Here is a 22,660-nt window from a genome sequence, read left to right on the forward strand (position 1 = left end):
GCCGACCACCAGGACGACCGCACTGCCCGGAGCCACCCCGGCATCGACCATCGCCCGAGCCGTCGAATCGATGCGCTTGTCCAGTTCACCGTAGGTCACTTCAGTGTCTCGATTTGCCACCGCGAGCCGGGCGGGGTGTCGCGCCGCGGTGAATCGCACCAAGTCCACCGGCTCCGCCGCCCAGAAGCCGGCTGCACGATAGCGGGGCCGCGCCTCTTCGGCTCGCCGGCGCGCATGTCGTAGCAGCTGGGTCGGGCCACTCATGGGGTGTCCTCCGATGCAAATATCTGTTCTCGATTAGGTAAATGTAACCTCTCACCCATGCCGTCAATGACTTTCGACAACCAGGTAGCCATCGTCACGGGCGCCGGGGGCGGACTCGGCCGCTGCCACGCCGTGGAGCTCGCCCGGCGTGGCGCCCGGGTTGTGGTCAATGACCTGGGCAGCTCGGTGGACGGCAGCGGAGCTTCGACATCGCCGGCCCAAGCCGTGGTCGACGAAATCACCGCGGCCGGGGGTACCGCGATCGCCAACGGTGACTCGGTGGCAACCGAAGAGGGTGGCGCGGCGATCGTGGCGGCAGCGATGGAAGCCTTTGGTCAGGTCGATGTGCTGGTGAACAACGCCGGCATTCTCCGCGACGCCGCGTTTAAGAACATGACCGCCGACCAGGTCGACGCCGTCATCGCGGTGCACCTCTCCGGCGCATTCAACGTGACGCGGGCGGTGTGGCCGGTTATGCGGGAGCAGAATTACGGCAGAATCGTTCAGACCACTTCGGGCACTGGACTTTTCGGCAATTTTGGGCAGGCCAATTATGGCGCCGCGAAGATGGGCCTTGTCGGCATGATGCACGTTCTTGCCATCGAGGGTGCCCGTAGTGGCATCGCGATCAACGCCGTCGCTCCCATCGCGCGCACCCGGATGACCGAGAACATCATGGGCGAAGCCGGCAACGCCATGGATCCCGAACTCGTCACGCCCGTTGTGGTCTACCTCTGTCATCGGTCGTGTGACCGCACTGCGCATATCTACTCGGTCGGCGCGGGGAAGGTCGCACGGGTGTTTATCGGTGTCACCAAGGGAATCGAGGATACGTCGCTGACGGCGGAGTTGGTGGCGTCCTCGATCGACGAGATCGACGACAGCGCCACGTTCACCATTCGCGGCGGACCGACTCCAAGCTGACGCGGGCGACGTCAGCGACCGAGAAACCTGGGCTTTCGGCGTTCGGCGAAGGACGCGAGGCCCTCCTGCAAGTCGAGGGTCCGCGACACCACCTCCTGCGCCCACGCCTCTTGTTCGAACGCGCGATCACGCCCGGACTCCGACGACACCGACAACAACCGTTTGGTAAGCGCCAGCATCACCGTCGGCCCAGCGGCGAGGCGGCAGGCGATCTCTTCCGCGATGGCGTCGGTGTCCTCGGGTGCGACCACGCGGTTGACGAGGCCGAGGCGTTCACACGCCGCGGCATCGACAGGTTCGCCGAGCATCAGCAATTCCGTGGCCTTGCGCAGACCCACGATTCGCGTCAGTAGGTGAATGGCACCCGAATCCGGCAGGATCCCGCGGTGCACGAACGCCTCGACAAGCTTTGCCTCCGTGGACATGACGACGAGATCGCACGCCAGCACCAAGCTCGCGCCGGCGCCCACAGCGGTGCCCTGCACCGCGGCGACCACAGGCTTGTCGCAGTCCAACACCGATGCAACCAATCGCTGCCAACCCCGCTGCAACATACGAGCTATGTCGCCCGGCCGTTTGTCGGCAATGGGTTTGGCCTGCGTCTCGGCGTCCGCCGGCTGCGGCGCCAGGCCTGCACCGGCGCAGAAGTGCCGGTCGCCCGTCGCGCTCAACAACACGGCGCGGACAGCGGGATCGTCGTTCGCTCGTGTAAACGCCTCCGTGAGTGCGTCACGCGCCAAGGGCGACAACGAATTTCCGGCATCAGGACGGTCGATGGTGATTCGTTGCACTCCGTCATCACCAATGGTCACAACGATGCCCGAGGTTTCTTCGATCATCTGTCATCCCCTGCGTTAACGGCGTTTCCGCTTTTCGGGTATCTTAATTTCCATGTCGCCGACCGGTCAGATTACCGACGCGGGACTGGCCCGGCTGCGCGGCACTATCGGTATCGCCGTTCCCCATACCCAGCCGCCGCACTACTTTCGCCCGAACGAGGACTGCTTCCGCCACGTGGCGGAGAGCTACGGCGACGCCAACCCACTGTGGGCCGACCCGGAGTACGCCGCGAAATCCGTATGGGGCGAGTCGATCGCACCGCCCGCGCTCGTCGGCGGCGACACCTTGATCGGCGAGGATGAAGTAACCACGCTCTCCGACGAAGACCGCGCGCTGACCAAGGGCGACCCGTTGCGCGGCGTCCATGCCTTCTACGCCTCGACGTCGCGCGAATGGTGGGCGCCGCTGCGTGCGAATCATCGGGTCTTCCGGCGCAACGCTCTGGTCGCGGCGCTGGACAAGAGCAGTGAATTCGCCGAACGCGCCGTCCACGAATGGTCGGCACAGGTCTTCCGCGACGACGAGGGCGTCCTCCTGGGTGGCCAGTACCGCAACATGGTCCGCACCGAGCGCACCAAGGCGCGCGGCCGCAAGAAGTACGAGGCGGTCGAACTGAAGTCGTGGACGCCGGAAGAGATCGCCGAGCTCGACGAGAGATACGCGCGCGAGTCACCGCGCGGCGCCGAACCGCGATGGTGGGAGGACGTCAACGAAGGCGACGACATCGGTCCGTTGACCAAAGGCCCACTGACGGTCACCGACATGGTCTGTTGGCACGTCGGCATGGGGACCGGAATGTACGGCGTGCGGCCCCTGCGGCTGGCATGGCAAAACCGGCAGCGCATTCCCCGTTTCTACACGCCCAATGAACACGGTGTGCCCGATGTCCAGCAGCGCGTGCACTGGGAACCGGACGCGGCTCGCAACGTGGGCAATCCCACCACCTTCGACTATGGCCGCATGCGCGAGACGTGGCTGATCCACCTGTGCACGGACTGGATGGGTGACGACGCCTGGCTGTGGAAGCTCGACTGCGAATTCCGACTCTTCAACTACGTCGGGGATCTGCACACCATCACCGGAAAGGTGGTGCGCAAATACCTCGCTGAGGATGACCGGCCCGCTGTCGACCTCGAATTGGCGGCGACCAACCACCGTGGCCAGATCACGGCGCCCGGGCATGCCACGATTCTGCTGCCAAGCCGCGAAAGCGGGCCCGTCCAGCTACCCGATCCGCCCGGTGGCGCGAGCAACCTCACGGAGCTGCTCACCGCCGTGTCGGCGCAGTTTGCCGAGCGCTGAGGTCATGAGTTACGACGGCGTGGCCGGCCTTCGCGCCGAACAAAAGGGGCCGGTCCTGCACCTGACTTTGGACCGTGCCGAGCGCCGGAACGCGGTCAACGACGTGATGCTCGACGCCATGATCGGGCATCTGGCCGCCGCGGGCATCGACGAATCGGTGCGGGTAATCCGGATCGACGCAGAGGGACCGGACTTCTGTGCCGGAGCCGATCTGATCGCCAACAACGCCCGCTTGGAACGCAAGCCACGAGTGGGCAGTACACAGCGCAGGCTGCCGAACAAGGCCAACCGGCTTATCCCCTTGATGCTCGAGACACAGGTGCCCATCGTGTCGGTAGTGCGCGGCTGGGCCGCCGGTCTCGGATTCCACGTCGCGCTGGCCTCCGACTTCTGCGTGGCCGCCGACGACGCGCGGTTCTGGGAACCGTTCATGGCTCGCGGCTTCACCCCGGACAGCGGCGCGGCCTGGCTGCTGCCTCGGCTCATCGGCATGGTCCGCACGCGGCAGCTCTTGATGCTGGGCCAGGAGATCTCGGGTGCCACCGCGGCCGACTGGGGCATCATCCACACCGCGGCCCCTGAGGATCAATTGGACGCGGCCGCAACCGAACTGGTCATGCGTCTCAGCAATGCGCCTACGGTGGCACTCGGGCTCACCAAGTGGCTGCTGCACAGCGGTAACGGGCTCGACATCGACCGCCACCTGCAGAACGAGGCGATGGCGCTCGAACTGTCCAGCCGCAGCGAGGATTTCCGCGAAGGACTTGCCGCATTCCGGGACAAACGCGACGCCGAATTCAAGGGCCGCTGAAGGCCAACCATCATGACAGCGCTGCCCATCACCCCAGCCACCACGCCCACCGACGCCGTCGCGGCGGTCGAGCGATGGATCGACGCCGAGGTGCCCGCGTCCTGGCGGACCGCCGCCACCCAGAGTCCCGCAGCGCTGCGAGAGGTGCGCAGCCCCACGGACTACCGGCTGTGGTATCCGGTCTTCGCCGCGTCCGGACTTGTCGTGCCGACGTGGGCGCCCGAATACGGTGGCCTGGGTGTCGGCAACGAGGTCGCCCGCGCGATCGATCAAGTGCTGCAACCGTTGCGGTTGGCCAGGCTGAATCCGTTGGGGCTCAACAACGCCGCCGCAGCGCTGTTCGGCCACGGCACCGAAGAACAGCGGCTGCGCTTCCTGCCCCCCATCGTGCGCAATGAGGAGAAGTGGTGTCAGCTCTTCAGCGAGCCCGGCGCCGGCTCCGACCTGGCGTCACTGGCCACCCGCGCAGTCCAGGACGGCTCGGGAGAAGACGCAGCCTGGGTGATCTCCGGGCAAAAAGTCTGGACCACATGGGCCGACGAGGCCGACTTCGCGATCCTGCTCGCAAGAACCGATCCCGACGCACCCAAGCACCAGGGCATCACCTACTTTCTGCTCGATATGCATCAACCGGGCGTCCAGGTGCGACCACTGCGCCAGATCACCGGCGAGGCGGAGTTCAACGAGGTCTTCATCGACAACGCGCGGACCCCCGACGCGTACCGCGTGGGTGAGGTCAACGACGGGTGGCGCGTCAGCGCATCGACGTTGTCCAGTGAGCGGCAGATGGTTTCGGGTTCCGGGTCGGGGGGCATGGGCCGGCTCGGTGGCTCCGGCGCCGAACGCCTAATAACTCTGGCACGGGAGACCGGCCGGTGGGACGATCCCGTCGTGCGCAACAAAGTCATGCGCTTGTGGGCCCAGGAACAGATCCGTGGCTGGACGAACGCCCGTGTCCGCGCGGCACTTTCGGCCGGCCAGTCGCCGGGGGCCGCATCCTCGATCGGAAAGGTGCACCAGGCCACGCTGAACCAGCAGATCCAGGACCTGATGGTAGATCTGCTGGGCACCGACGCGATCGCGTGGCCCGGCACCGACGACTCGGACGCTCTGCCCCGCGACGTCCAGGGAATGCTGCGCAGCCTTGCCAACAGCACGGAGGGGGGCACTACCGACATCAACAAGAACATCCTGGGTGAGCGTGTGCTCGGGTTGCCCAAAGAGCCGGATCCGTGGAAAGGCAAACCCTGGAAGGACATTCCGCGCTCGTGAACACCTACCATCGGCTGGTGGTGGAGAAATCCGACGGTATCGGCTGGCTCATCCTGAACAGACCGGGCGCGGGCAACGCATTCGACTCGTTGATGCTCGACGAACTCGAGTCCGCCTGGGCCGCCCTCGACGCCGATCCCGACGTCCGGGTGATCGTAAACACCGCCAACGGCAAGGCGTTCTGCACGGGAATGGACGTGGTGCAGGTGGCGCGCGACAAGGAAGCGATGCGCCGACACTCACGCCGGACCAGGGATGCGGAGCTGAAGATCTCGTCGTGGCACTGCGGAGTGTGGAAGCCGGTGATCGCGGCCGTCAACGGGCTTTGCGCGGGCGGGGGTCTGCACCTGGTGGCCGATGCCGACATCGTGATCGCCGCCGAGGAGGCCTCCTTCGTCGACCCACACGTATCGATAGGCCAGGCCGTCGCCTACGAGGCGATCACGCTGCTTCGCAAGTCCCCGATGGAGGCGATCACCCGGATGACGTTGAGCGGCAAGGGTGAACGCGTCTCAGCTCAGCGCGCCTACGAATTGGGCATTCTATCCGAGGTAGTTCCGGCCGACCATCTCCGCGCAGCAGCAGGGCGGCTGGCCGCCGCGATCGCCACGAATTCGCCAACCGCGATGCGCGCCACCAAGAAGGCGCTGTGGCGCTCCCTGGAAGTCGGAATCACGCAGGCCCGCAGCGATGCCGCCGACGAGATCTGGCGGCTGCGTAATCACCCCGATCACGGCGAGGGTGCCCGGGCGTGGCGCGAAAAGCGCACGGCGCGCTGGCAACCGCTGTCAAATGCAGTGGAGGTTTCATGACATACCGGAGGCTGGTCGTGGAGCGACGCGGCCCGGTGGGCTGGATCATCAACGATCGGCCGGACCGCCTCAACGCTTACGACGTTGTGATGCGTGACGAATTCCCTAGAGCCTGGGCGCAATTGAACGCCGACCCCGACGTTCGGGTCATCGTGCACACCGGTAACGGGCGGGCCTTTCAGGTAGGCGCCGACGTCGAGGAGCTCGACGGCGAGGCCGTGCTGCAGTTCCAGGAGACCATGCGCACGCTGGACCTGAAGTTGACGGCGTGGCACTGCAACGTCGGCAAGCCGGTCATCACCGCCGTCAACGGAGTGTGTGCCGGCGGAGGATTGCACTGGGTGGCCGACGCCGACATCGTCATCGCGTCGTCGGACGCGAGCTTCGTCGATCCGCACGTATCGATCGGTCAGGTCAGTGCTTTGGAGACCATCGCGCTGATGCGCAAGATGCCCGCCGAGGCCGTGCTGCGGATGGCACTGGTGGGCAGCCACGAAAGACTCAGCGCCCAGCGCGCATACGAGCTCGGCATGATCAGCCAGGTCGTCGACCCGCCCGACCAGTTGCGCGAGGTAGCCCAGCAACTCGCCGAGCAGATCGCGAAGAACTCGCCCGCGGCGATGCGCGCCACCAAGCGAGCGTTGTGGGGCGCACTCGAATACGGCCTCACGGATGCGTGCCGCGAAGGCGCGAAACACCTGACGTCGATGTGGGGCCATCCGGATCAAAACGAGGGTCCGCTTGCCTTCGCGGACAAGCGAACTCCGCACTGGGCTCCGCTGGAGGCTGATTCGTGAGTCTCGCGAAGCTGCTGGACGGCCTGCCCGAGGTCGCAGTGCACATGCTCGGCGCCGAGGTGTCGCGCGCCGAGTTGGCCGCCAGTGCCGAACAACTCGGCGCGCTGCTCGCCGAGAACGGACTGACGCCGGGACAGGTCGTCGCCGCGATGCTGGCCAACGACGCCACGACCATCGCCGCGCTGTTCGGAACGTGGCGCGCCGGTGGCGTGTACACACCACTGAACCCCAGGGCGGCCGACGCCGAGATCGTGACCCAGCTCGACACGTTGCGCCCCGTTGCTGTCATCACAACTCCCGAACTCGCACAACGATTCTCGACGTTCCACCTGCCGGTCATCACCGGTGATGCGCTGGCGTGGGCGACGGTTGCGTCACCGGACCACCCGACTGACACGCGGTCCTACGACGAGGATGTCGCGCTGCTGCAGTTCACGTCCGGCACCACCGGTCCGCCGAAGCCGGTGCCGCTGCGGCACACCACGGTGCTCGACCTCATCGACCGGCTGCTGGCCAAGCTCCGCGGGACGAAACCCGCTACAGAAAAACCGAAGCGTCCACCGATGCCGAACCTGGTGCCGCTGTCGTTGTCGCTGTGGGCCGGCATCTACCAGGTGCTGTTCGCCTTCCGGGCGGGCTCTGGCGTCGTGCTGATGGACCGATTCTCCCCCGCGGACTTCGCCACCCTGGTCCGGCGGCACCAACTGCGTTCTACCGTGCTCCCGCCCGCGGCACTCACGATGGTCCTGCACGACGACTCGGTTACGGACTTGTCGCCGCTGAAGATCGTCCGCTCGATCACCGCCCCCCTGTCGCCCGTTCAGGCGGGCCGGTTCCGGGACAAGTTCGGGGTAATCGTGCTGAACTCCTACGGCCAGACCGAACTCGGCGGCGAGGTGGTGGGCTGGTCGGCCGCCGACGCTCGCGAGTGGGGCGAGACCAAACTCGGGTCCGTCGGGCGGCCGCTGCCCGGCATCGACGTCACCATCGTCGACGACGAGGTGATGGTACGCACGCCAACAACTTCCGCCCGCAAGATCGATCCGGCCTTCCTGGACCGGCTCACCGACGACGGCTGGTTCCACACCGGCGACCTGGGCTGGTTCGACGACGACGGCTTCCTATGGCTGGACGGAAGGGTGTCGGACATGATCAACCGGGGTGGGCTCAAGGTGTTTCCGGGCACCGTGGAGGACGTCTTGGTGGCCGCCGACGGCGTGCTTGATGCGGCCGTGGTGGGTATCCCAGACGAGCGGCTGGGCGAGGTGCCGTGGGCGTTCGTGGTGCGGGGCAACGATTCGGTATCCGAGGACGGTCTGGCGGCCTGGTGCCGCGAACACCTGACGCCCTACCGCGTCCCGGCAAGGTTCGTGTTCATCGAGCAGTTGCCCCGTAACGACGTCGGCAAGGTCGTCAAGCGCGAGCTCGCCGACATGGCCGATGCGTAAGAGTCACGTGGCAGGACGTATATCGGATTCCGCGAGCTGGTCAAGATCCACGACGAGCGAATCGCACGGCAGGCCAAGGTTTCTCCAACTCCGAAACCGTAGTTCGGTGCGAACATGACAACTCCGCATGTCATAGGACGCGGTGATGCCGTTTCGTGGGCGATCGCGGCAGGCCTCAAAACAGTCGTCCACGACCTCGACGAATCGGTTCTGCCGAAATCAGGCTCCGTTGTCATCGTGATTGGCGTTGATCCGGTTCTCGAGCCAACTCACATCTGCACTTTGAGCGCCACCGAGTGGCGCCGATTCGCGGAGCAACCGATGCGACAAGCGTTGAGTGCATTGCAGCGCTCATATTCATCGATGCACAAAGAAGGGGGACGAATCGTCCTGGTGCTGCCCTCCATCGGCATGACGGGAGGGCCATACCTCGTCCCATCCACCACCGCTCTCGAGGGAATCCGCGCGATGGCCAAATCCGCCGCTCGCCAGTGGGCTTCTGAAAATGTGATCATTAATATCATTGCCGCCCCGCTTCACCTCTTCGCAACCAAGCTGAGTGCATCGGCTGCACACGTGACTGCAGCCGCGCTTCAGGACGATGACAAGCTCATCGAATCGGTAATCGCGACGACACGATTCCTGCTCAAGCGCGAGGTCACGGGCCTGGTCGGCGCGACTATCGTCGTCGACGGCGGAGCGGTGATGCTGCCGTGAGACTCGACGGATACTCGGTGTTGGTTACCGGAGCCGGCGGTGGTGTGGGACAAGGCATCGCTCGCGCCCTTGCAATCGATGGCGCACACGTCTTCGTCGCCACCCGATCGGAGAAAGGGCATGCGGTCGCTGCGGACCTCACCGAGAGTGGCTATCGGGCGAGCTGGGTGCGGTGCGACGTCACCGTCTCGCAGTCGGTCGTCGGCGCTGTCGAGACGACGTTGCATGAGACCGGACGATTGGATGCACTGGTACACAACGCCACAAGCAACGCATCGAGCCAGCCACACCGGCTCGAGGACGTCAATGACGCACTGTGGCGGGACCACATAGGCGTATCAGTGACCGGTGCCTATCACTGTGCAAGTGCAGCCTTTGAGTCGCTGCGTGCACGGGCAGGAACGTTCTTGGTTATGACCTCGCCCACAGGTATCGAGGGGAGCGCCACACTGCCGCTGTACGCCACGATGAAGGGGGCACTGCGGGGCTTCGCCAAAAGCCTGGCTCGCGAATGGGGAGCTCACGGCATCACCGTCAACGTCATTTCCCCGCTTGCATATTCGCCCGCGATGACCGCAGCTATCGAAGCGGACCCCGCGATGGAGGGGCGGCTCGCACGCCGGATCCCTCTGGGTCGCATCGGCGATCCGCAAATGGACATCGGTTCAGCGGTCGTTTTCCTCGTGGGTCCGCGCGCTCGCTACATCACAGGACAAACCATAGGGGTAGATGGCGGCCACTTCACCAGCCTCTAGAACTTTATGAAAATCCGTCTGGTACTTCCCCACAGCGGCCCGAACGCGTCACCGTCGTTCATCCGTGACTTCGCTCAGACAGCCGAGGGTTGAGGGGCCGAGCGGCTCTGGGCGGTCGACCATCTGGTGCCATCGCCGGTCTCAAGGGAGACCTTGCCATCCGTGGCTGTTCTCGATTATTTCCGTGCGAGAACGTAGACTCTCTCTTTAAGATAATGACGTTGCTGCTCGCTGCTTGACCCAGTTGTCGAGTGAACCTCAACCAGAGCTTCAGGCGGGTTATCGGTGACCTGGACCGCCTCTCGAAAGGAATATTGATGACCGAACCTAAGGCTTTCGAAGTGTGGGATGCGGACAATCACATGTATGAGACGGTCGACGCCTACACGCGATACTTGCCCGAGAAGTACTCCGACGCAATCAAGTTCGTCGACGTCAATGGCCGGCAGAAGCTCCAGATCCTTGGCGTCATCACCGAGACGATTCCGAATCCGACGTACGAGGTAATCCCCACGCCTGGCGCGTGGGCCGACTATTACCGCGGGATCAATCCGGAAGGTAAGACGCTGCGGGAGCTGGCGGAGCCGATTCGCTGCCCCGACGAGTTCCGACGCCCCGACCTGCGTCTGGCGCTAATGGATCGTCAGGGAGTCGACGGCGCGGTGATGTTCCCGACCACCGCCGGCATGCTCGAGGAGCGGACGAAGTCAGACACCGAACTCACCCACGCCGTCACACACGCGTTTAACCGCTGGCTGCTCGAAGACTGGACGTTCAACTATCAGGACCGTATCTTCCCGGTGCCGGCAATTTCCCTCAACGACCCGGCGACTGGAGTCAAGGAGCTCGAGTGATGCCTAGAGAACGGCGCGAAGACGGTGCTGATGCGGCCGGCCCCTGTGCCGCGAGAGGACGAGACGTCGCGCTCACCTGCGTTGCCGGAGTTCGACGACTTCTGGCGACTGGTCGAGTCGTCGGGGATCTCGGTGCAGATGCACAATTCCGACTCCGGCTACGATCGCTACCTCTCCGATTGGGAAGGCGGCGACGAGTTCCAGGGCTTCCAACTGACCAAATTCCGCGGATTCATCTACGAGGAGAGCCGCCACATTTTCGACACGCTCGCGGCGTTCATTGCCCACGGTGTGTTCGAGCGGTTCCCCGGCCTACGCATCGGCGTGGTCGAGAACGGCGGCTCATGGGCACAGCGGTTGATGGCAGTGTTCGACCGGGTTTACCACAAGAAGCCCAAGGACTTTACCGAGCATCCTGGTGATGTCTTCCGCAGGCATGTCTGGGTCAATCCGTTTCACGAAGAGGACATGTCGCACCTCATCGACATCCTGGGCGCCGATCGCGTGATGTTCGGGTCGGACTATCCGCATCCGGAAGGCCTCGCCGAACCCGCGGAGTTCGTCAAGGAACTCGAGAACCTCCCGGTGACCACCACCGCACGAGTGATGGGCGGAAACCTGAGGGAACTTATCGGAATCTAGCCGACATCCATAATCAGGTGGGTTGGCACGACGGTCTTCGTATGCGTGATCTTGGCCGACTCGGTGTTACGGGATGGCCGGCGCCGCATGGCGAATCGAAGCGTGAACATCATATTTTGCTCCCGAACCGGGCCCGCAATTCGGTCTTGAGCACCTTGCCGGTGAGGTTGCGCGGTAGCGCATCAACGATTTCGAGTCGTTCCGGTGTCTTGTGCTTGCTGAGCCCTCGAGCTTGACAATGTTCAAAGACCGACGAGAGCGTCACCGCCGCGCCTGGGCGCACGACGACGACAGCGCAGACGCGCTCCCCGGTGCGCTCATCGGGCACTCCGATGACCGCGACGTCGGCCACCGCCGGGTGGCTGGCCAGCACGCCCTCGACCTCTAGCGCCGAGATGTTCTCCGCATTGCGGATGATCGCATCCTTGATCCGCCCGGTGACGACGACATTGCCGTCGTGGTCGATGCGGCCCAAATCGCCTGTGCGGAACCATCCGTCGGCGTCAAATGCGTGGGCATCCAAAGAGGCATCGACATAGCCGAGGAAGCATTGCGGGCCCTTGAGCCGCAGCTCTCCCTCCGCACCTCGGGCGACCTGCCGCTCCGTTTCATCGACGACCCGTACCGCAACGCCTGGCACCGGTTTGCCCACGGTGTGATCCAGCACCTCCGCAGGACCGTTCGGTGCCTGAGAAGTCGCGACCGGAAATTCGGTCAGGCCCCACGAATTGGCTACGCCGTCGACTGAAAGTATCTGCCGCACTTGGTGACCGAGCTCAGCTGTGATCGGCGCACCCCCGCCGACGCAGCCGCGCAACTCGGGATAGAGCCGTTCGTCACCACGCTTCGTCTGCGCCGTCATGAAGGCGATGAAGAAAGGTGTGGCGGTGCCCAGCAGAGTCGGGCGGTGCGCCGCGATGGCGAGCGGGGTCTCCACGGGGTCGAAGGCGTCGAACAGCACCAGCCGCATGCCCGTGCGCAGACCCGCGGCAAGCATGGCGGCGCCGCCGATATGCGAAATCGGAAACGCGATCGGGTTGACGTCGCTACTGGACGCCCCGACGATCCCGACGACTCCTGCTGAACCGGCGATAACCGAACGGTCAGTATGCCGCGCGCCTTTCGGTGCCGCCGTCGTTCCCGACGAGTAGTAGACCCAGCGCTGGTCCTCACCGTTGCTCGGCGGCGGAGGCAGCGTCCCCGGATCGCAGGCAGGCAGCCGAAGCCCGTCGGCAATGGGCGCGTCGTGGTCGATGACCACGACAGACATTGGCCGCTCAGCGGCGAGCCGACGCGCGAGCGCGGTGTGGTCGAAGTTGCGCCACAATCCCGGCACAATGAGGACATCACTCGCGAGTTGCCTTGTCGCAAAACGTAGTTCGCTCTCCCGCCAGATCGGCAGCACCGGGTTCTGGACCGCACCAAGACGAGTCAGCGCCGCCATGACGACCATCGTCTCCAGCGTGGTCGGTAGTTGCCACGACACCACCGTTCCTGCGCCGATCCCCCGTTGGGCCAGCGCCGCTGCGCACGTCAGCGCGGATTCCCGCAACTGCGCGCAGGACAGGCTGCGCCCGTAGTCATCGGCGAGGACCATCCGGTCGGGATGCCCTCGAGCCGCGGTCTCGACTAGGGACCAGTACGTCTGCACGGCGGAATGTGAGGTCACCGACTCGGCAAGTGCAGTCGGCGCTTGGCAAGAATGTTGCGCATCATCTCCGAGCTGCCACCCGATATCGTGTAGGCACGCGACCACAGCCAGCATTCACGCAACCGTTGTTTGGCCTCCCGCACATCATGGTCTGCTCCCCCAACCACTGTCGCAGACGCCGCCAGTTCTGCGCCGTAGGCTGCCACTCGGTGATATGTCTCGGCAAAGCTTAGCTTCGCGATCGAGCCGTCACCCGGGTGTTCGTCACCCGATGTCAGCCGCTCCACATGGTCGTCGATGAACGCTTTGGCCACCTCGACCTCGACAGCCAACTCAGCCACCTGCTGGCGGATGTCGCTGAGTTCCAGCGCCGGCGCGCCGTCGATATGCGTGTGGCGGGCCACGACGACCAGATCGTCGATCAACAGTTCCAGCAGAATGACGTTCCCGCCGATGCCGAATCGTTCAAAGTCCAAGCCCGCCATGATGATCGACCAGCCCTGGCCGGGTTCGCCGATCAGGCTCTCGGCACCGAGCCGGACTCCGGTCAAGAAGACCTCATTGACCTCGATCGCATCACCGATCGTGCGGATGGGACGAACCTCGACACCGTCCGATGACAGCGGCACGGCGAAAACCGAAAGACCATGGTGGCGCGACGACATCGGGTCCGTGCGGATCAGGGCAAGGCCCATGTCGGCCCAGTGGCCGTCGGTGATCCAGGTCTTCTGCCCGTCGATGAGCCAGCTGCCATCGTCTTGCCGTGCACCGCGGCTACGCACTGCGGCGATGTCGCTGCCGGCGTCGGGCTCGCTGAGCAGCTGGCACCAGACGTGCTCGCTGCGCCGGATCGACGGCAGCAGCGTGCGCTTCTGTTCCTCGGAACCGAAGTGCAGCAGGACGTGTGCGGCCAGGTTGACCTGGTCGACGGGCCGTGGTGCGCGGGCGCGCAGAATCTCCTCGCTCACGATGCGGTCGTGCAGCGGGTGGTGGTCGTCGCGACCGCCGTATTCGACCGGCCAGTCCGCGCCGGCGAACCCCGCCTCGAACAGGCCGGCAAACCACGTGCGCAGCTCGGCTTCCTGTTCTGCGGTTTGGGGCGCCCGGTGGCCTTCACGCGCTTCGCCCGCCGGAGCGCATTCGGCGATGTGTGCCCTGACCCGGTTCCTGAATTCGGTCAGCTGCGCCTCGGTAGGTCGGTTTCCGTAAACGCTCACCAGCCGGACACCTCCGCCAGCAGCGCCCGACTCGACCGCGCCGTGCCCACCAGATGACCATTGGTGAAGACCCGACGCAGTTCGTAGTGCAGCGGGTACTCCCAGGTGAATCCGATGCCGCCCGACAGTTGCATGCACTCGTCCACGGCGGCTGTGGCTTTCGCGCCGATGAACGAGTGCGCCGCCGCCGTCAGCAGGACCGCCCTTTCGTCGGCGGAGGCGATTGCGCGAGCCGCCCGCATGACGACGGCGCGCGCTTTGACCTCGAAGACCAGTAGCTCGACGAGCCGGTGCTGAATTGCCTGGAAGCTCGCGATCGGAACCCCGAACGCCACGCGCTCCCGTAGGTATGCCGTCAGCCGTTCCAGGGTCATCGACACAGCGCCGAGGGAGTCGGCAGAAACGAGTAGCCGAGCCAGGGCGATCAACTGTTCGGCCCGTTCGGGCGATCCGATCAAGGCGCTGGGTGCGTCCGCGAGGTCGACACGCCACACCGTTCTGGTGACATCCAGTAGATCGCCATCCGGAGTAAACCGGGCAGGATCCAGGTCGCGGAGCAGATGAATCCCGTTGCGCCCCAAGATAAGGACGATGTCAATCCCATCGCCGCGGATGACCCGCGCGGCGCCCTCGACGACGGTGGAACCCGCCGTCGTGGTGCCGGCAAGCAAGCCGGGCAGCAACTGTTCCCTGACATCGTCGGGCGCCCAGGCCAGCGCCGCGGCGGCCATCGTGGTTCCGAACCACGCCGATCCGTCCTGTGCTCGCCCGAGTTCCTCGGCCACGACGCACGTCTCGACCGGTCGCCAGCCGGCACCCCCCAACGCCTCATCGACGAGCAGCCCGGTCCAGTCCATCGCCGCGAGGTCCTTGACTGATCCCTTCTCCCCGCGCTCGGCCAGGAACTCCCGCGCCGACGCCCTGAGCAGGTCGAGGTCGACGTCGGCTGAGTTCTCGTCAGCCATGCCGCTATCAGCTCCTGGAGAGCAGCTGGGCGGCGTTGTCGCGCATGATCCGCCGCTTGGCGGCATCGTCGAGCGGATCGAGCAGTTTGACGAAGTCAGCAGGTTCGGCAAGCCCTTCGGCGTGGGGGTAATCCGAGCCCATCACCAGGCAGTCGTCGTATCCCATGCCCGCGACGATCGCTGGGATGTCGTCCTCGGGGTACGGCACGACACGGACATGACGGCGGAAGATCGCCGACGGCCGTTCCGTCAACTTCCCGCCGATCCACGGACCGTTGCGGCCCATGCCTCGGCTCTTGTCCATGTGTCTGACGAAGAACGGCACCCATTCCGCCCCATGCTCGGCCACAAGGACATTCAGAGCCGGAAAACGACCGAAGAGGTTGTCGAAGATGAGCGCGGACAACGTCTCCTCGATCGGCCGCTGGCCGTAGATGTTCATCCACTGCCAAGCCGACATGTGCCAAGAGGCAGGGTCGGGGTTCTGACCCCAGGCGGGGGAGATCGCATTGAAGTACCAGAACGGCATGATGTGGAACACCAGGACGCAGCCGGCCTCCTGCAAGCGTGCGTAAATCGGGTCGAAGTACGGGTCGCCGGGTGATCGACCGTATGCCGGCCCAGTTGGCAGCAGCACGAACTTTGCCCCCTGCGCGATGATCGCCTCTGTCTCTGCGATCGCAGAATTCAAGTCGCGCAACGACATCAGCGCCGTGGCGAAAATCTTATCTTGGTAGTTAAAACCCCATTCTTCGTCAAACCATCGGTTGAACGAGCGCAGATTGGCGTACAGTGCCGCTGTGTCATCGACGTAGTGTTCGGCGGCCAGGGCCATACCGCTTGGATAGATGACCATACGCTCGATGTTCTGGTCCACCATGACGGCCAGGCGTGCAGCACGCTGGATGAATTCCGGTTGCATGGGTTGCGGCTCGTAGGACTCCTCAGGATTGCCCGATCCCATTTGCTTGAGCATCTCCTTGAGCGAGCCGGGACGGTAAGCGACATCAAGACCCAGACCCCCTTCGCTGTTGAAGGTGGCGACGCGACGTCCCGCGAGGATCACCTCTACGCCGTCCGCCCCGCGCACGGTGGTGATCGCCCGGTCTCCATACTTTTCCGGCAGATAACGGGTGAACGCGTCGCGTGTCTCGTAGCAGTGGGTGTCGCAGTCAAAGATGCCGTAATCGAGTTTCGTCGTCACCGCGTCGCTCCTTCAGCGAGAATGCTTATTCTCTATTTTCAGAAAACATACTATCCTGATCCGACAATGCCCATCGAGAGCGGGATGGTGAGGACGCCCGGAGTTGGCGGCGCCGGCCCTGCCGCGACCCGCGCGAAGAAAGATATGGTCCCATCAAAGCCACTGACGGACAACGCGATCGGGTGAATCCATGAGCCTTCGCCGCCCTGTGCCGTTCAAGCCGATTTCCGCCGCGGCCGAGATGCGGGTGAGTCGGGAGGGCGTGCGTGGCGACAAGTGAGGCCGACGACCTCCGCAGCGTCGTGCGCGACTACCTGGCGGCGACGTCACCCAGCGAGACGGTTCGCAAGCTGATGGCGACGGACACCGGGTACGACGAGTCGTCCTGGCGCCAAATGGCCGGGGAGCTGGGCCTGCACGGCATCGCCGTTCCCGAGCGGTGGGGTGGGGCCGGCGCTGGAGTGGCCGAGCTGGCGGTGGTTTTCGAGGAAATGGGGCGCGCGCTGTTGTGCTCGCCATTTTTCGCCACGGTGGCGCTGGCGACACAGGCCGTTCTCGCCAGTGGCGACGACGCGGCAATGGAGCATTTCGTCCCCGGATTCATCGACGGCTCCACCACCGCGACGCTGATCCTCAACGGCCGACTCGACGCATGGGACCCCGCCGCCGTGACGTTGACGGCTGACCGCGACGGCGTCGGTCATCGGATCCACGGTACGGCGCCGCTCGTGATCGACGGCCACACTGCGGACGTCGTCCTGGCGGCGGCCATCACCGACGCCGGCATCTCGCTGTTCGCGGTGCACGCCGGGTCAGAGGGGATTCGTCGCACGCCGCTGGCCGGACTCGACCGCACCCGCAAGGTGGCCCGGGTGGAGTTCGACGGCGCGGAAGCAGAACTGATCGGAACCGACGGTGGCGCCGCCAACTTCCTGGCGCGCACATCGGACCTCGCCCTCATCGCGCTGACGGCCGAACAGCTAGGCGCCGCGCAACGTTGCCTCGACATGGCGGTCGACTATGCCAAGAATCGAATCCAGTTCGGTCGGCCAATCGGCAGCTTTCAAGCGATCAAGCATCGGTGTGCGGACATGTTGATTCAGGTGGAGGGTGCGCGTTCGGCCGTGTCGCATGCGGCCGACGTGGCCGGCGCTGATGACATTGACGACCTTCCAATTGCCGCGTCGGTCGCGAAAATGGTGTGTTCGGAAGCGTTCCTGCAAGTTGCGCTCGACAACATGCGCATCCACGGCGGCATCGGGTTCACCTGGGAACACGATGCCCACCTGTTCGTCCGGCGCGCCAAGGTCACCCAGTTGATCTTCGGCCACCCGGATTACCACGCCCAGCGCCTGGCGGCGCTCGTCTCCGGAGTGAAAGGACCCTTGTGACCGTATCCTTCTCCCTCGAACTGCCCACCCAGCGCGTCGAGGCAATCGACGAGTTCGTAACCGCTGAAGCCATCGCCGACGTCGCCCAAGTGGCTGAGGCAAGTGGGTTCGCGGCAGTCCACGTCACCGACCACCCGGCACCCGACGCGAAGTGGCTCGACCACGGCGGCCACCACGCCCTTGATCCGTTCGTCGGATTGGCGTTCGCCGCGGCGGCAACGACCGACGTCAAGCTGCTGACCAATGTCTACATCGCGGCTTACCGCAACCCGTTTCTCGGTGCCAAGTCGATTCAAAGCCTCGCCGCGCTGTCGAAAGGGCGGCTCATCCTCGGGACTGCCGCGGGATACCTCAAGCCCGAGTTCAGGGCCCTCGGCGTCGATTTCGATAACCGCGGCGCGCTCCTCGACGAGGCCCTCGATGTCCTGGACAAGGTGCTCACCGGTGCGGACATCGCCTACGAAGGGACGTCGTTCACCGCCCGCGGTGTACGGCTGCGCCCGCTACCGGCGACCCCGCCACCGGTGTGGGTCGGCGGCAACAGCAAGCCGGCCGTCCGCCGCGCAGTATCGCGCGCTCAGGGGTGGGCGCCGTTCAATACGTTCGGCTACGCCGTGGCGTCGCGTACCGCCGAAATCTCGACGATCGAAGAGTTGAAGATCGCCATCGACTGGGCTAAGCAGTACGCGGCCGAAATCGGCCGCACGGCACCGCTGGACGTCTGCTTTTCCGCGGGAAACATGTTGGACGACAGCATATCGGTCGACGAACGCCACACGACCATCGAAAGGCTCGAAGGGGCCGGGGCGACCTGGCTCACCATCGCGCCGCCGGGCGCCGATCGGGCCGAATTTATCGATCGCGCCTGCGCCTTCGCCAAGGAATTCATCACGGCATGACGGCCCTCAGGCCATCAGGCTGTTGGCCGCGAATGCGTCCACGCCGATTCGCCGATGGGCGAACAGCCACCGACCGTTCATGGGGACCAGTACGTCCCGGTAGCGGCCCCAGTGGTCGAGCCCGATGTCGGTGTGGACAGCGAAATAACTGCTGACCTCCACCCTGTTACGGGTCACCGACCCGAACCTGATGCTGGAGACGTGGTGCCGGACGTGAGTCGGTGCGCGCCGCGTGGCTTGCGATGGCCGGGTCACCGCGGCGCCAAGACCGGCCTCGATTTGCGCGGGTCCTGTGAGCGGTTGGGCACCCCCAGTGAATTCCAATACCCCCTCTTCGCCGAAGCATGACGCCAACGCGCGGAGGTCGAACCGGTCGGTGGCCGCGGTGTAGTCGGCCAACGTCTGCCGCACCGACTCCCGCACCTCAAGCTCCCAAGCCTCCATCTGGCCTCCTCGTCGAAGTCGCTTCCCGGCACACGATAACGTCTATTCTCATGCCGCAACCAAGCCTCCAGGACCTGCTCGATCCCGCAACCACCGCGCTGGTCACCCAGGAATGCCAGGGCGGGGTGATCGGAGCGCAGGCCGGTCTGCCATTGCTTGCCGAAGAGGCCCACCGCGAAGCCATTCCCAACATCGCCAAACTGCTTGACGCCGCCAGGGCTGCCGGTGTCACGGTCGTACACTGCCTGATCCAACGGCGCGCCGATGGTCGCGGCTCCAACACGAACGCTCGACTGTTCGCGGCGGGCAAGTCGTTCACTGTCGACCTCACGCCCGGTAGCCCAGGGGCATCGGTACTCCCAGAGTTGGGCCCGCTCGATACCGACCTCGTCCTCACCCGCACCCACGGCGTCGGCCCTATGTGCGGCACCGATCTCGACTCTGTGCTGCGTAACCTGGGCACTAAGACGATTGTGGGAGTGGGTGTTTCGGTCAACGTCGCTATCACGAACTTTGTCATGGACGCGGTCAATCGCGGCTACCAATTCGTTTTGCCGCGGGATGCGGTGAGCGGATACCCGCGGGAGTACGCAGATTCGGTCATCGACAACACCCTGTCCCTGCTGGCCACGGTGACCCTGTCCCAAGCGGTTGTCGACGCGTGGAATGCATTGGCCTGACCCCTGCTCTCACTCCGATGTGGATGTTGGCGTGCGATGGTGATAACGTCATTCTCAACTAGCGTAAATGATCATATTCGCTGCTCAGGAGGAAAATCCATGTCTTCCCGATCATTGCCCTACCCGGTTTTCGACATCGACAACCACATGTACGAGACGACGGACGCGCTCACGAAGTACCTGCCGAAGGAGCACCGCGGCAAGGTCGGTTACGTCGAGGTCAATGGCCGGCCCAAACTCGTCGTCAAGGACCACATCAGCCACATGATCCCCAACCCGACGTTCGCGCGTGTTGCCAGGCCGGGAAGCGCCGAGGACTACTTCCTGGGCAACAATCCCGAAGGCCTCAACTTCCGCGAGTTCATCGGCGAGGCAATGGATGTCATCCCTGCATACCAGGCGCCCGCGCCCCGACTTGAGCTGATGGATGAGCTGGGCATCGACCAGTGCGTGATGTACCCGACTCTCGCCAGTCTCATCGAGGAACGAACCACTGATGACGTCATCCTCACCCACGCGATCATCCACGCCCTCAACGAGTGGATGCACGAGCACTGGACGTTCAACTACCATGACCGGATCTTCGCAACCCCGGTCATCTGCCTGCCGCTGGTGGACGAAGCCATCAGGGAATTTCACTGGGGTCTCGAGCACGGTATGAAGACATTCCTGGTCCGGCCCGCGCCGGTGCCCAGCCGCTTCGGCGGTTCGCGCTCCATGGGTCTGCCCGAGTTCGACCCGTTCTGGGAAGAGGTTGTCAACGCCGGCATGCCGGTAACCATGCATGCCTCGGACAGCGGCTACCAAAAGCACCTCATGGAATGGGAGGGCGGCGACGAATACCTGTCCTTCAAGCCGAGCGCGCTGCGAGAGGTCGTGATGGGCCACCGCGCCATCGAGGACACCCTGGCCGCGATGATCTGCCATGGCGCGCTGTCGCGCTTCCCAGACTTGAAGATCCTCTGCGTCGAGAACGGCAGCGGCTGGGTGCGCAATCTTCTCGAGCAACTCAACACCGCATACAAGATCATGCCCAAGGAGTTCGACGAGCATCCCGTCGAGGTGTTCAAGCGCAATATCTATATTCACCCGTTCCTCGAAGACGACGTCAAGGGAATCATCGAGATCATGGGCGAGGACCACGTGATGTTCGGCTCCGACTTCCCGCACCCCGAGGGCATGGGTGACCCACTGAGCTTCGTCGACCGTCTCGACGGAGTCTCGGAATCTACCAAGGCGAAGATTATGGGCGGCAACGCTATTGAGCAGTTGGGGCTCAAGGTCCCGGCATGACCCAGGCGTCCACGTCTCCGACGGTCTACGACGGGATCGCCGGCTTCGAGGCGCATGTCGGCAGGCACCTCGGCTACAGCGACTGGCGTCAGGTCACTCAGCAGGAAATCGATCTGTTCGCCGAGGCGACCGGCGACCATCAGTGGATTCATGTCGACCCCGACAAGGCGGCGACCGGTCCCTACGGCAAGACCATTGCGCACGGCTACCTCACTTTGTCGCTGGTACCCGTTCTCGTGCAACAGATCTACCGGGTGACCGGTTTGGCGATGCAGGTCAATTACGGCGTCGACAAGCTGCGGTTCCCCGCCCCCGTCCCCGTGGATTCACGTATCCGGGCGGGTGCCGAGCTACTGAAGGTGGAGCGCAACGAGAGTGGAGGTCGGGCCACAGTGCGCGTCACCGTCGAAGTTGAGGGAAATGACCGACCGGCGTGCGTCGTCGACACGATCGCCGCGATGGTCGACGCGTGAATTTTCCCATGGGCAGTGAGCTGATTGTTGGGGATGAGAAACCGCTGGCGTCCAAGCTCGCAGTTGTGACCGGCGGAGCCGGAGGAATGGGACTCGCCGCCGCCAGGATCTTGGGGCGAGATCACTCAGTCCTGTTGAGCGACATACACCGCGAGGGCGTCAACGCCGCCGCAAATGAACTCAGAGCGGCGGGCGTCGATTGCACTGCGACGGTCTGCGATGTCACTGACCAAAAGTCGGTAACCGAACTCGCTCGGCTGGCGCAGCAACTAGGACCAATTGGCGCGATCGTCCACACAGCCGGCGTGAGTCCGAACATGGGTTCAGCGGATCTCATCCTCCGCATCAACGCTGTCGGCACGGTGCTGGTTAACACTGCCTTCTATGACATAGCCACCACGGAGATGGCGGTGGTGAACGTGGCATCCGTTGCAGGGCATCAGCTTCCGACTATCATTGCCCCGAAGCGGTGCTACGGCAGAGCATTGTCTGATCTCGATCGATTTCATCGAGACCTACTGCTGATGTGCAACGTAGCTCCGCGTCGGGCGCGACCAGGGCTCGCCTACATGCTCAGCAAGAATTTTGTCATCTGGTTCAGCAAGATTATGGCGGCGAACTTTGGAGCTAAAGGAGCGCGGGTGCTGTCCGTGTCTCCCGGATCGTTCGACACTCCGATGGGACGGCTAGAGGAACGTGGCGCAGGCACACTTGTACAACTGGGAGCCTTGAAGCGATTCGGCAATCCATCGGAAATCGCCGAACTGCTGGCTTTTTGCGCCGGAGACAGAGCCGGCTACCTTACCGGCACTGACATCATTTGCGACGGCGGCGTCATGGCCGCGATGCGACGGCGGGACCTCTTGAGGCTGGCTTGACAGCCGTCGTACCAGCGGCTCCAAGATTCGAGCGAGGCGGATAGCGAGAGGGAACACTTAAAGAAATCGACCCCGCCGCGTGCCTTCGTCAGAAAGCAGTTCGCCCGACTCACTCTGCCGCTCTGGC

Annotated in this window: 22 protein-coding genes and 1 pseudogene; 16 read left to right on the forward strand and 7 right to left on the reverse strand. The window is 64.4% G+C overall.

Features of this window, described 5'->3' with window-relative positions; genetic code table 11:
• The coding region (locus JO236_RS12430) for an AMP-binding protein (RefSeq protein WP_323802155.1) at positions 1-264 on the reverse strand (264 nt) is incomplete at its 3' end.
• 57 nt (positions 265-321) lie between these two features.
• Between JO236_RS12430 and JO236_RS12435 the strand changes: the two genes are divergently transcribed.
• The gene (locus tag JO236_RS12435; protein WP_293330139.1) at positions 322-1,188 is read left to right on the forward strand and encodes an SDR family NAD(P)-dependent oxidoreductase; all 867 of its coding nucleotides are present in this window, start codon (positions 322-324) and stop codon (positions 1,186-1,188) included.
• A gap of 11 nt (positions 1,189-1,199) precedes the next feature.
• Here JO236_RS12435 and JO236_RS12440 read toward each other — a convergent pair whose 3' ends face one another.
• A complete protein-coding gene (locus JO236_RS12440) occupies positions 1,200-2,027 on the reverse strand; it encodes an enoyl-CoA hydratase/isomerase family protein (RefSeq protein ID WP_293330142.1) in 828 nt (275 codons plus the stop codon).
• 52 nt (positions 2,028-2,079) lie between these two features.
• Between JO236_RS12440 and JO236_RS12445 the strand changes: the two genes are divergently transcribed.
• The 9 genes and pseudogenes from JO236_RS12445 to JO236_RS12485 all read left to right on the forward strand — a co-directional run bounded on the left by JO236_RS12445 (position 2,080) and on the right by JO236_RS12485 (position 11,438).
• Positions 2,080-3,330, forward strand: coding sequence for a hypothetical protein (locus JO236_RS12445; protein WP_293330145.1), 1,251 nt, complete (start codon positions 2,080-2,082; stop codon positions 3,328-3,330).
• 4 nt (positions 3,331-3,334) lie between these two features.
• The gene (locus tag JO236_RS12450) at positions 3,335-4,141 is read left to right on the forward strand and encodes an enoyl-CoA hydratase/isomerase family protein (protein ID WP_293330148.1); all 807 of its coding nucleotides are present in this window, start codon (positions 3,335-3,337) and stop codon (positions 4,139-4,141) included.
• 12 nt (positions 4,142-4,153) lie between these two features.
• Entirely contained in the window at positions 4,154-5,413 is a 1,260-nt protein-coding gene (locus JO236_RS12455; protein WP_293330151.1) for an acyl-CoA dehydrogenase family protein, read from the forward strand.
• Positions 5,410-6,225, forward strand: coding sequence for an enoyl-CoA hydratase/isomerase family protein (locus JO236_RS12460; protein WP_293330154.1), 816 nt, complete (start codon positions 5,410-5,412; stop codon positions 6,223-6,225). The genes JO236_RS12455 and JO236_RS12460 overlap by 4 nt, the downstream gene beginning before the upstream one ends.
• Entirely contained in the window at positions 6,222-7,022 is an 801-nt protein-coding gene (locus JO236_RS12465) for an enoyl-CoA hydratase/isomerase family protein (protein WP_293330157.1), read from the forward strand. The genes JO236_RS12460 and JO236_RS12465 overlap by 4 nt, the downstream gene beginning before the upstream one ends.
• The gene (locus JO236_RS12470; protein WP_293330160.1) at positions 7,019-8,470 is read left to right on the forward strand and encodes a class I adenylate-forming enzyme family protein; all 1,452 of its coding nucleotides are present in this window, start codon (positions 7,019-7,021) and stop codon (positions 8,468-8,470) included. The genes JO236_RS12465 and JO236_RS12470 overlap by 4 nt, the downstream gene beginning before the upstream one ends.
• Positions 8,471-8,584: 114 nt before the next feature.
• Positions 8,585-9,187, forward strand: coding sequence for an SDR family oxidoreductase (locus JO236_RS12475; protein ID WP_293330163.1), 603 nt, complete (start codon positions 8,585-8,587; stop codon positions 9,185-9,187).
• A complete protein-coding gene (locus JO236_RS12480; RefSeq protein ID WP_293330166.1) occupies positions 9,184-9,942 on the forward strand; it encodes an SDR family NAD(P)-dependent oxidoreductase in 759 nt (252 codons plus the stop codon). Before JO236_RS12475 ends, JO236_RS12480 begins: the two co-directional genes overlap by 4 nt.
• 317 nt (positions 9,943-10,259) lie before the next feature.
• Positions 10,260-11,438: pseudogene (locus tag JO236_RS12485) on the forward strand (amidohydrolase family protein).
• A 109-nt stretch (positions 11,439-11,547) separates the two neighbouring features.
• Here JO236_RS12485 and JO236_RS12490 read toward each other — a convergent pair.
• Genes JO236_RS12490 through JO236_RS12505 form a run of 4 tightly spaced genes read right to left on the reverse strand, consistent with a single transcriptional unit; the run spans position 11,548 to position 16,475 of the window.
• Positions 11,548-13,107, reverse strand: coding sequence for a class I adenylate-forming enzyme family protein (locus JO236_RS12490; RefSeq protein WP_293330169.1), 1,560 nt, complete (start codon positions 13,105-13,107; stop codon positions 11,548-11,550).
• A complete protein-coding gene (locus JO236_RS12495; RefSeq protein WP_293330172.1) occupies positions 13,104-14,306 on the reverse strand; it encodes an acyl-CoA dehydrogenase family protein in 1,203 nt (400 codons plus the stop codon). Before JO236_RS12495 ends, JO236_RS12490 begins: the two co-directional genes overlap by 4 nt.
• On the reverse strand, positions 14,303-15,271 hold the full coding sequence (locus tag JO236_RS12500) for an acyl-CoA dehydrogenase family protein (protein ID WP_293330175.1): 969 nt from the start codon (positions 15,269-15,271) through the stop codon (positions 14,303-14,305). Before JO236_RS12500 ends, JO236_RS12495 begins: the two co-directional genes overlap by 4 nt.
• 7 nt (positions 15,272-15,278) lie before the next feature.
• Positions 15,279-16,475: an amidohydrolase family protein gene (locus JO236_RS12505; RefSeq protein WP_293330178.1), complete on the reverse strand. Its 1,197-nt coding sequence runs from the start codon at positions 16,473-16,475 to the stop codon at positions 15,279-15,281.
• A gap of 266 nt (positions 16,476-16,741) precedes the next feature.
• On the opposite strand from JO236_RS12505, the gene JO236_RS12510 reads away from it, so the two are divergent.
• Together JO236_RS12510 and JO236_RS12515 are read left to right on the forward strand one after the other, a co-directional pair.
• Positions 16,742-17,866 carry an acyl-CoA dehydrogenase family protein gene (locus tag JO236_RS12510; protein WP_293330181.1) on the forward strand — a complete coding sequence of 375 codons (1,125 nt, stop codon included), beginning with the start codon at positions 16,742-16,744 and terminating at the stop codon, positions 17,864-17,866.
• Positions 17,863-18,765 carry a TIGR03619 family F420-dependent LLM class oxidoreductase gene (locus JO236_RS12515; RefSeq protein ID WP_293330184.1) on the forward strand — a complete coding sequence of 301 codons (903 nt, stop codon included), beginning with the start codon at positions 17,863-17,865 and terminating at the stop codon, positions 18,763-18,765. Before JO236_RS12510 ends, JO236_RS12515 begins: the two co-directional genes overlap by 4 nt.
• A gap of 6 nt (positions 18,766-18,771) precedes the next feature.
• Here the strand turns inward: JO236_RS12515 and JO236_RS12520 are convergent, their stop codons facing one another.
• Entirely contained in the window at positions 18,772-19,209 is a 438-nt protein-coding gene (locus JO236_RS12520; RefSeq protein WP_293330187.1) for a nuclear transport factor 2 family protein, read from the reverse strand.
• 50 nt (positions 19,210-19,259) lie between these two features.
• Between JO236_RS12520 and JO236_RS12525 the strand changes: the two genes are divergently transcribed.
• From JO236_RS12525 to JO236_RS12540, 4 genes are all read left to right on the forward strand, one after another.
• Positions 19,260-19,889, forward strand: coding sequence for a cysteine hydrolase (locus JO236_RS12525; RefSeq protein WP_293330190.1), 630 nt, complete (start codon positions 19,260-19,262; stop codon positions 19,887-19,889).
• Between the two features lie 99 nt (positions 19,890-19,988).
• Complete coding sequence (locus tag JO236_RS12530) at positions 19,989-21,182, forward strand: amidohydrolase family protein (protein ID WP_293330193.1); 1,194 nt, start codon at positions 19,989-19,991, stop codon at positions 21,180-21,182.
• A complete protein-coding gene (locus JO236_RS12535) occupies positions 21,179-21,655 on the forward strand; it encodes a MaoC family dehydratase (protein WP_293330196.1) in 477 nt (158 codons plus the stop codon). The genes JO236_RS12530 and JO236_RS12535 overlap by 4 nt, the downstream gene beginning before the upstream one ends.
• Positions 21,652-22,533 (forward strand): SDR family oxidoreductase, encoded by an 882-nt coding sequence (locus JO236_RS12540; protein WP_323802156.1) that lies wholly within the window; start codon positions 21,652-21,654, stop codon positions 22,531-22,533. Before JO236_RS12535 ends, JO236_RS12540 begins: the two co-directional genes overlap by 4 nt.
• The last annotated feature ends 127 nt before the right edge of the window (positions 22,534-22,660 follow it).

Origin of the sequence: Mycobacterium sp., assembly GCF_019247635.1 — a bacterium.
Classification (GTDB): domain Bacteria; phylum Actinomycetota; class Actinomycetes; order Mycobacteriales; family Mycobacteriaceae; genus Mycobacterium.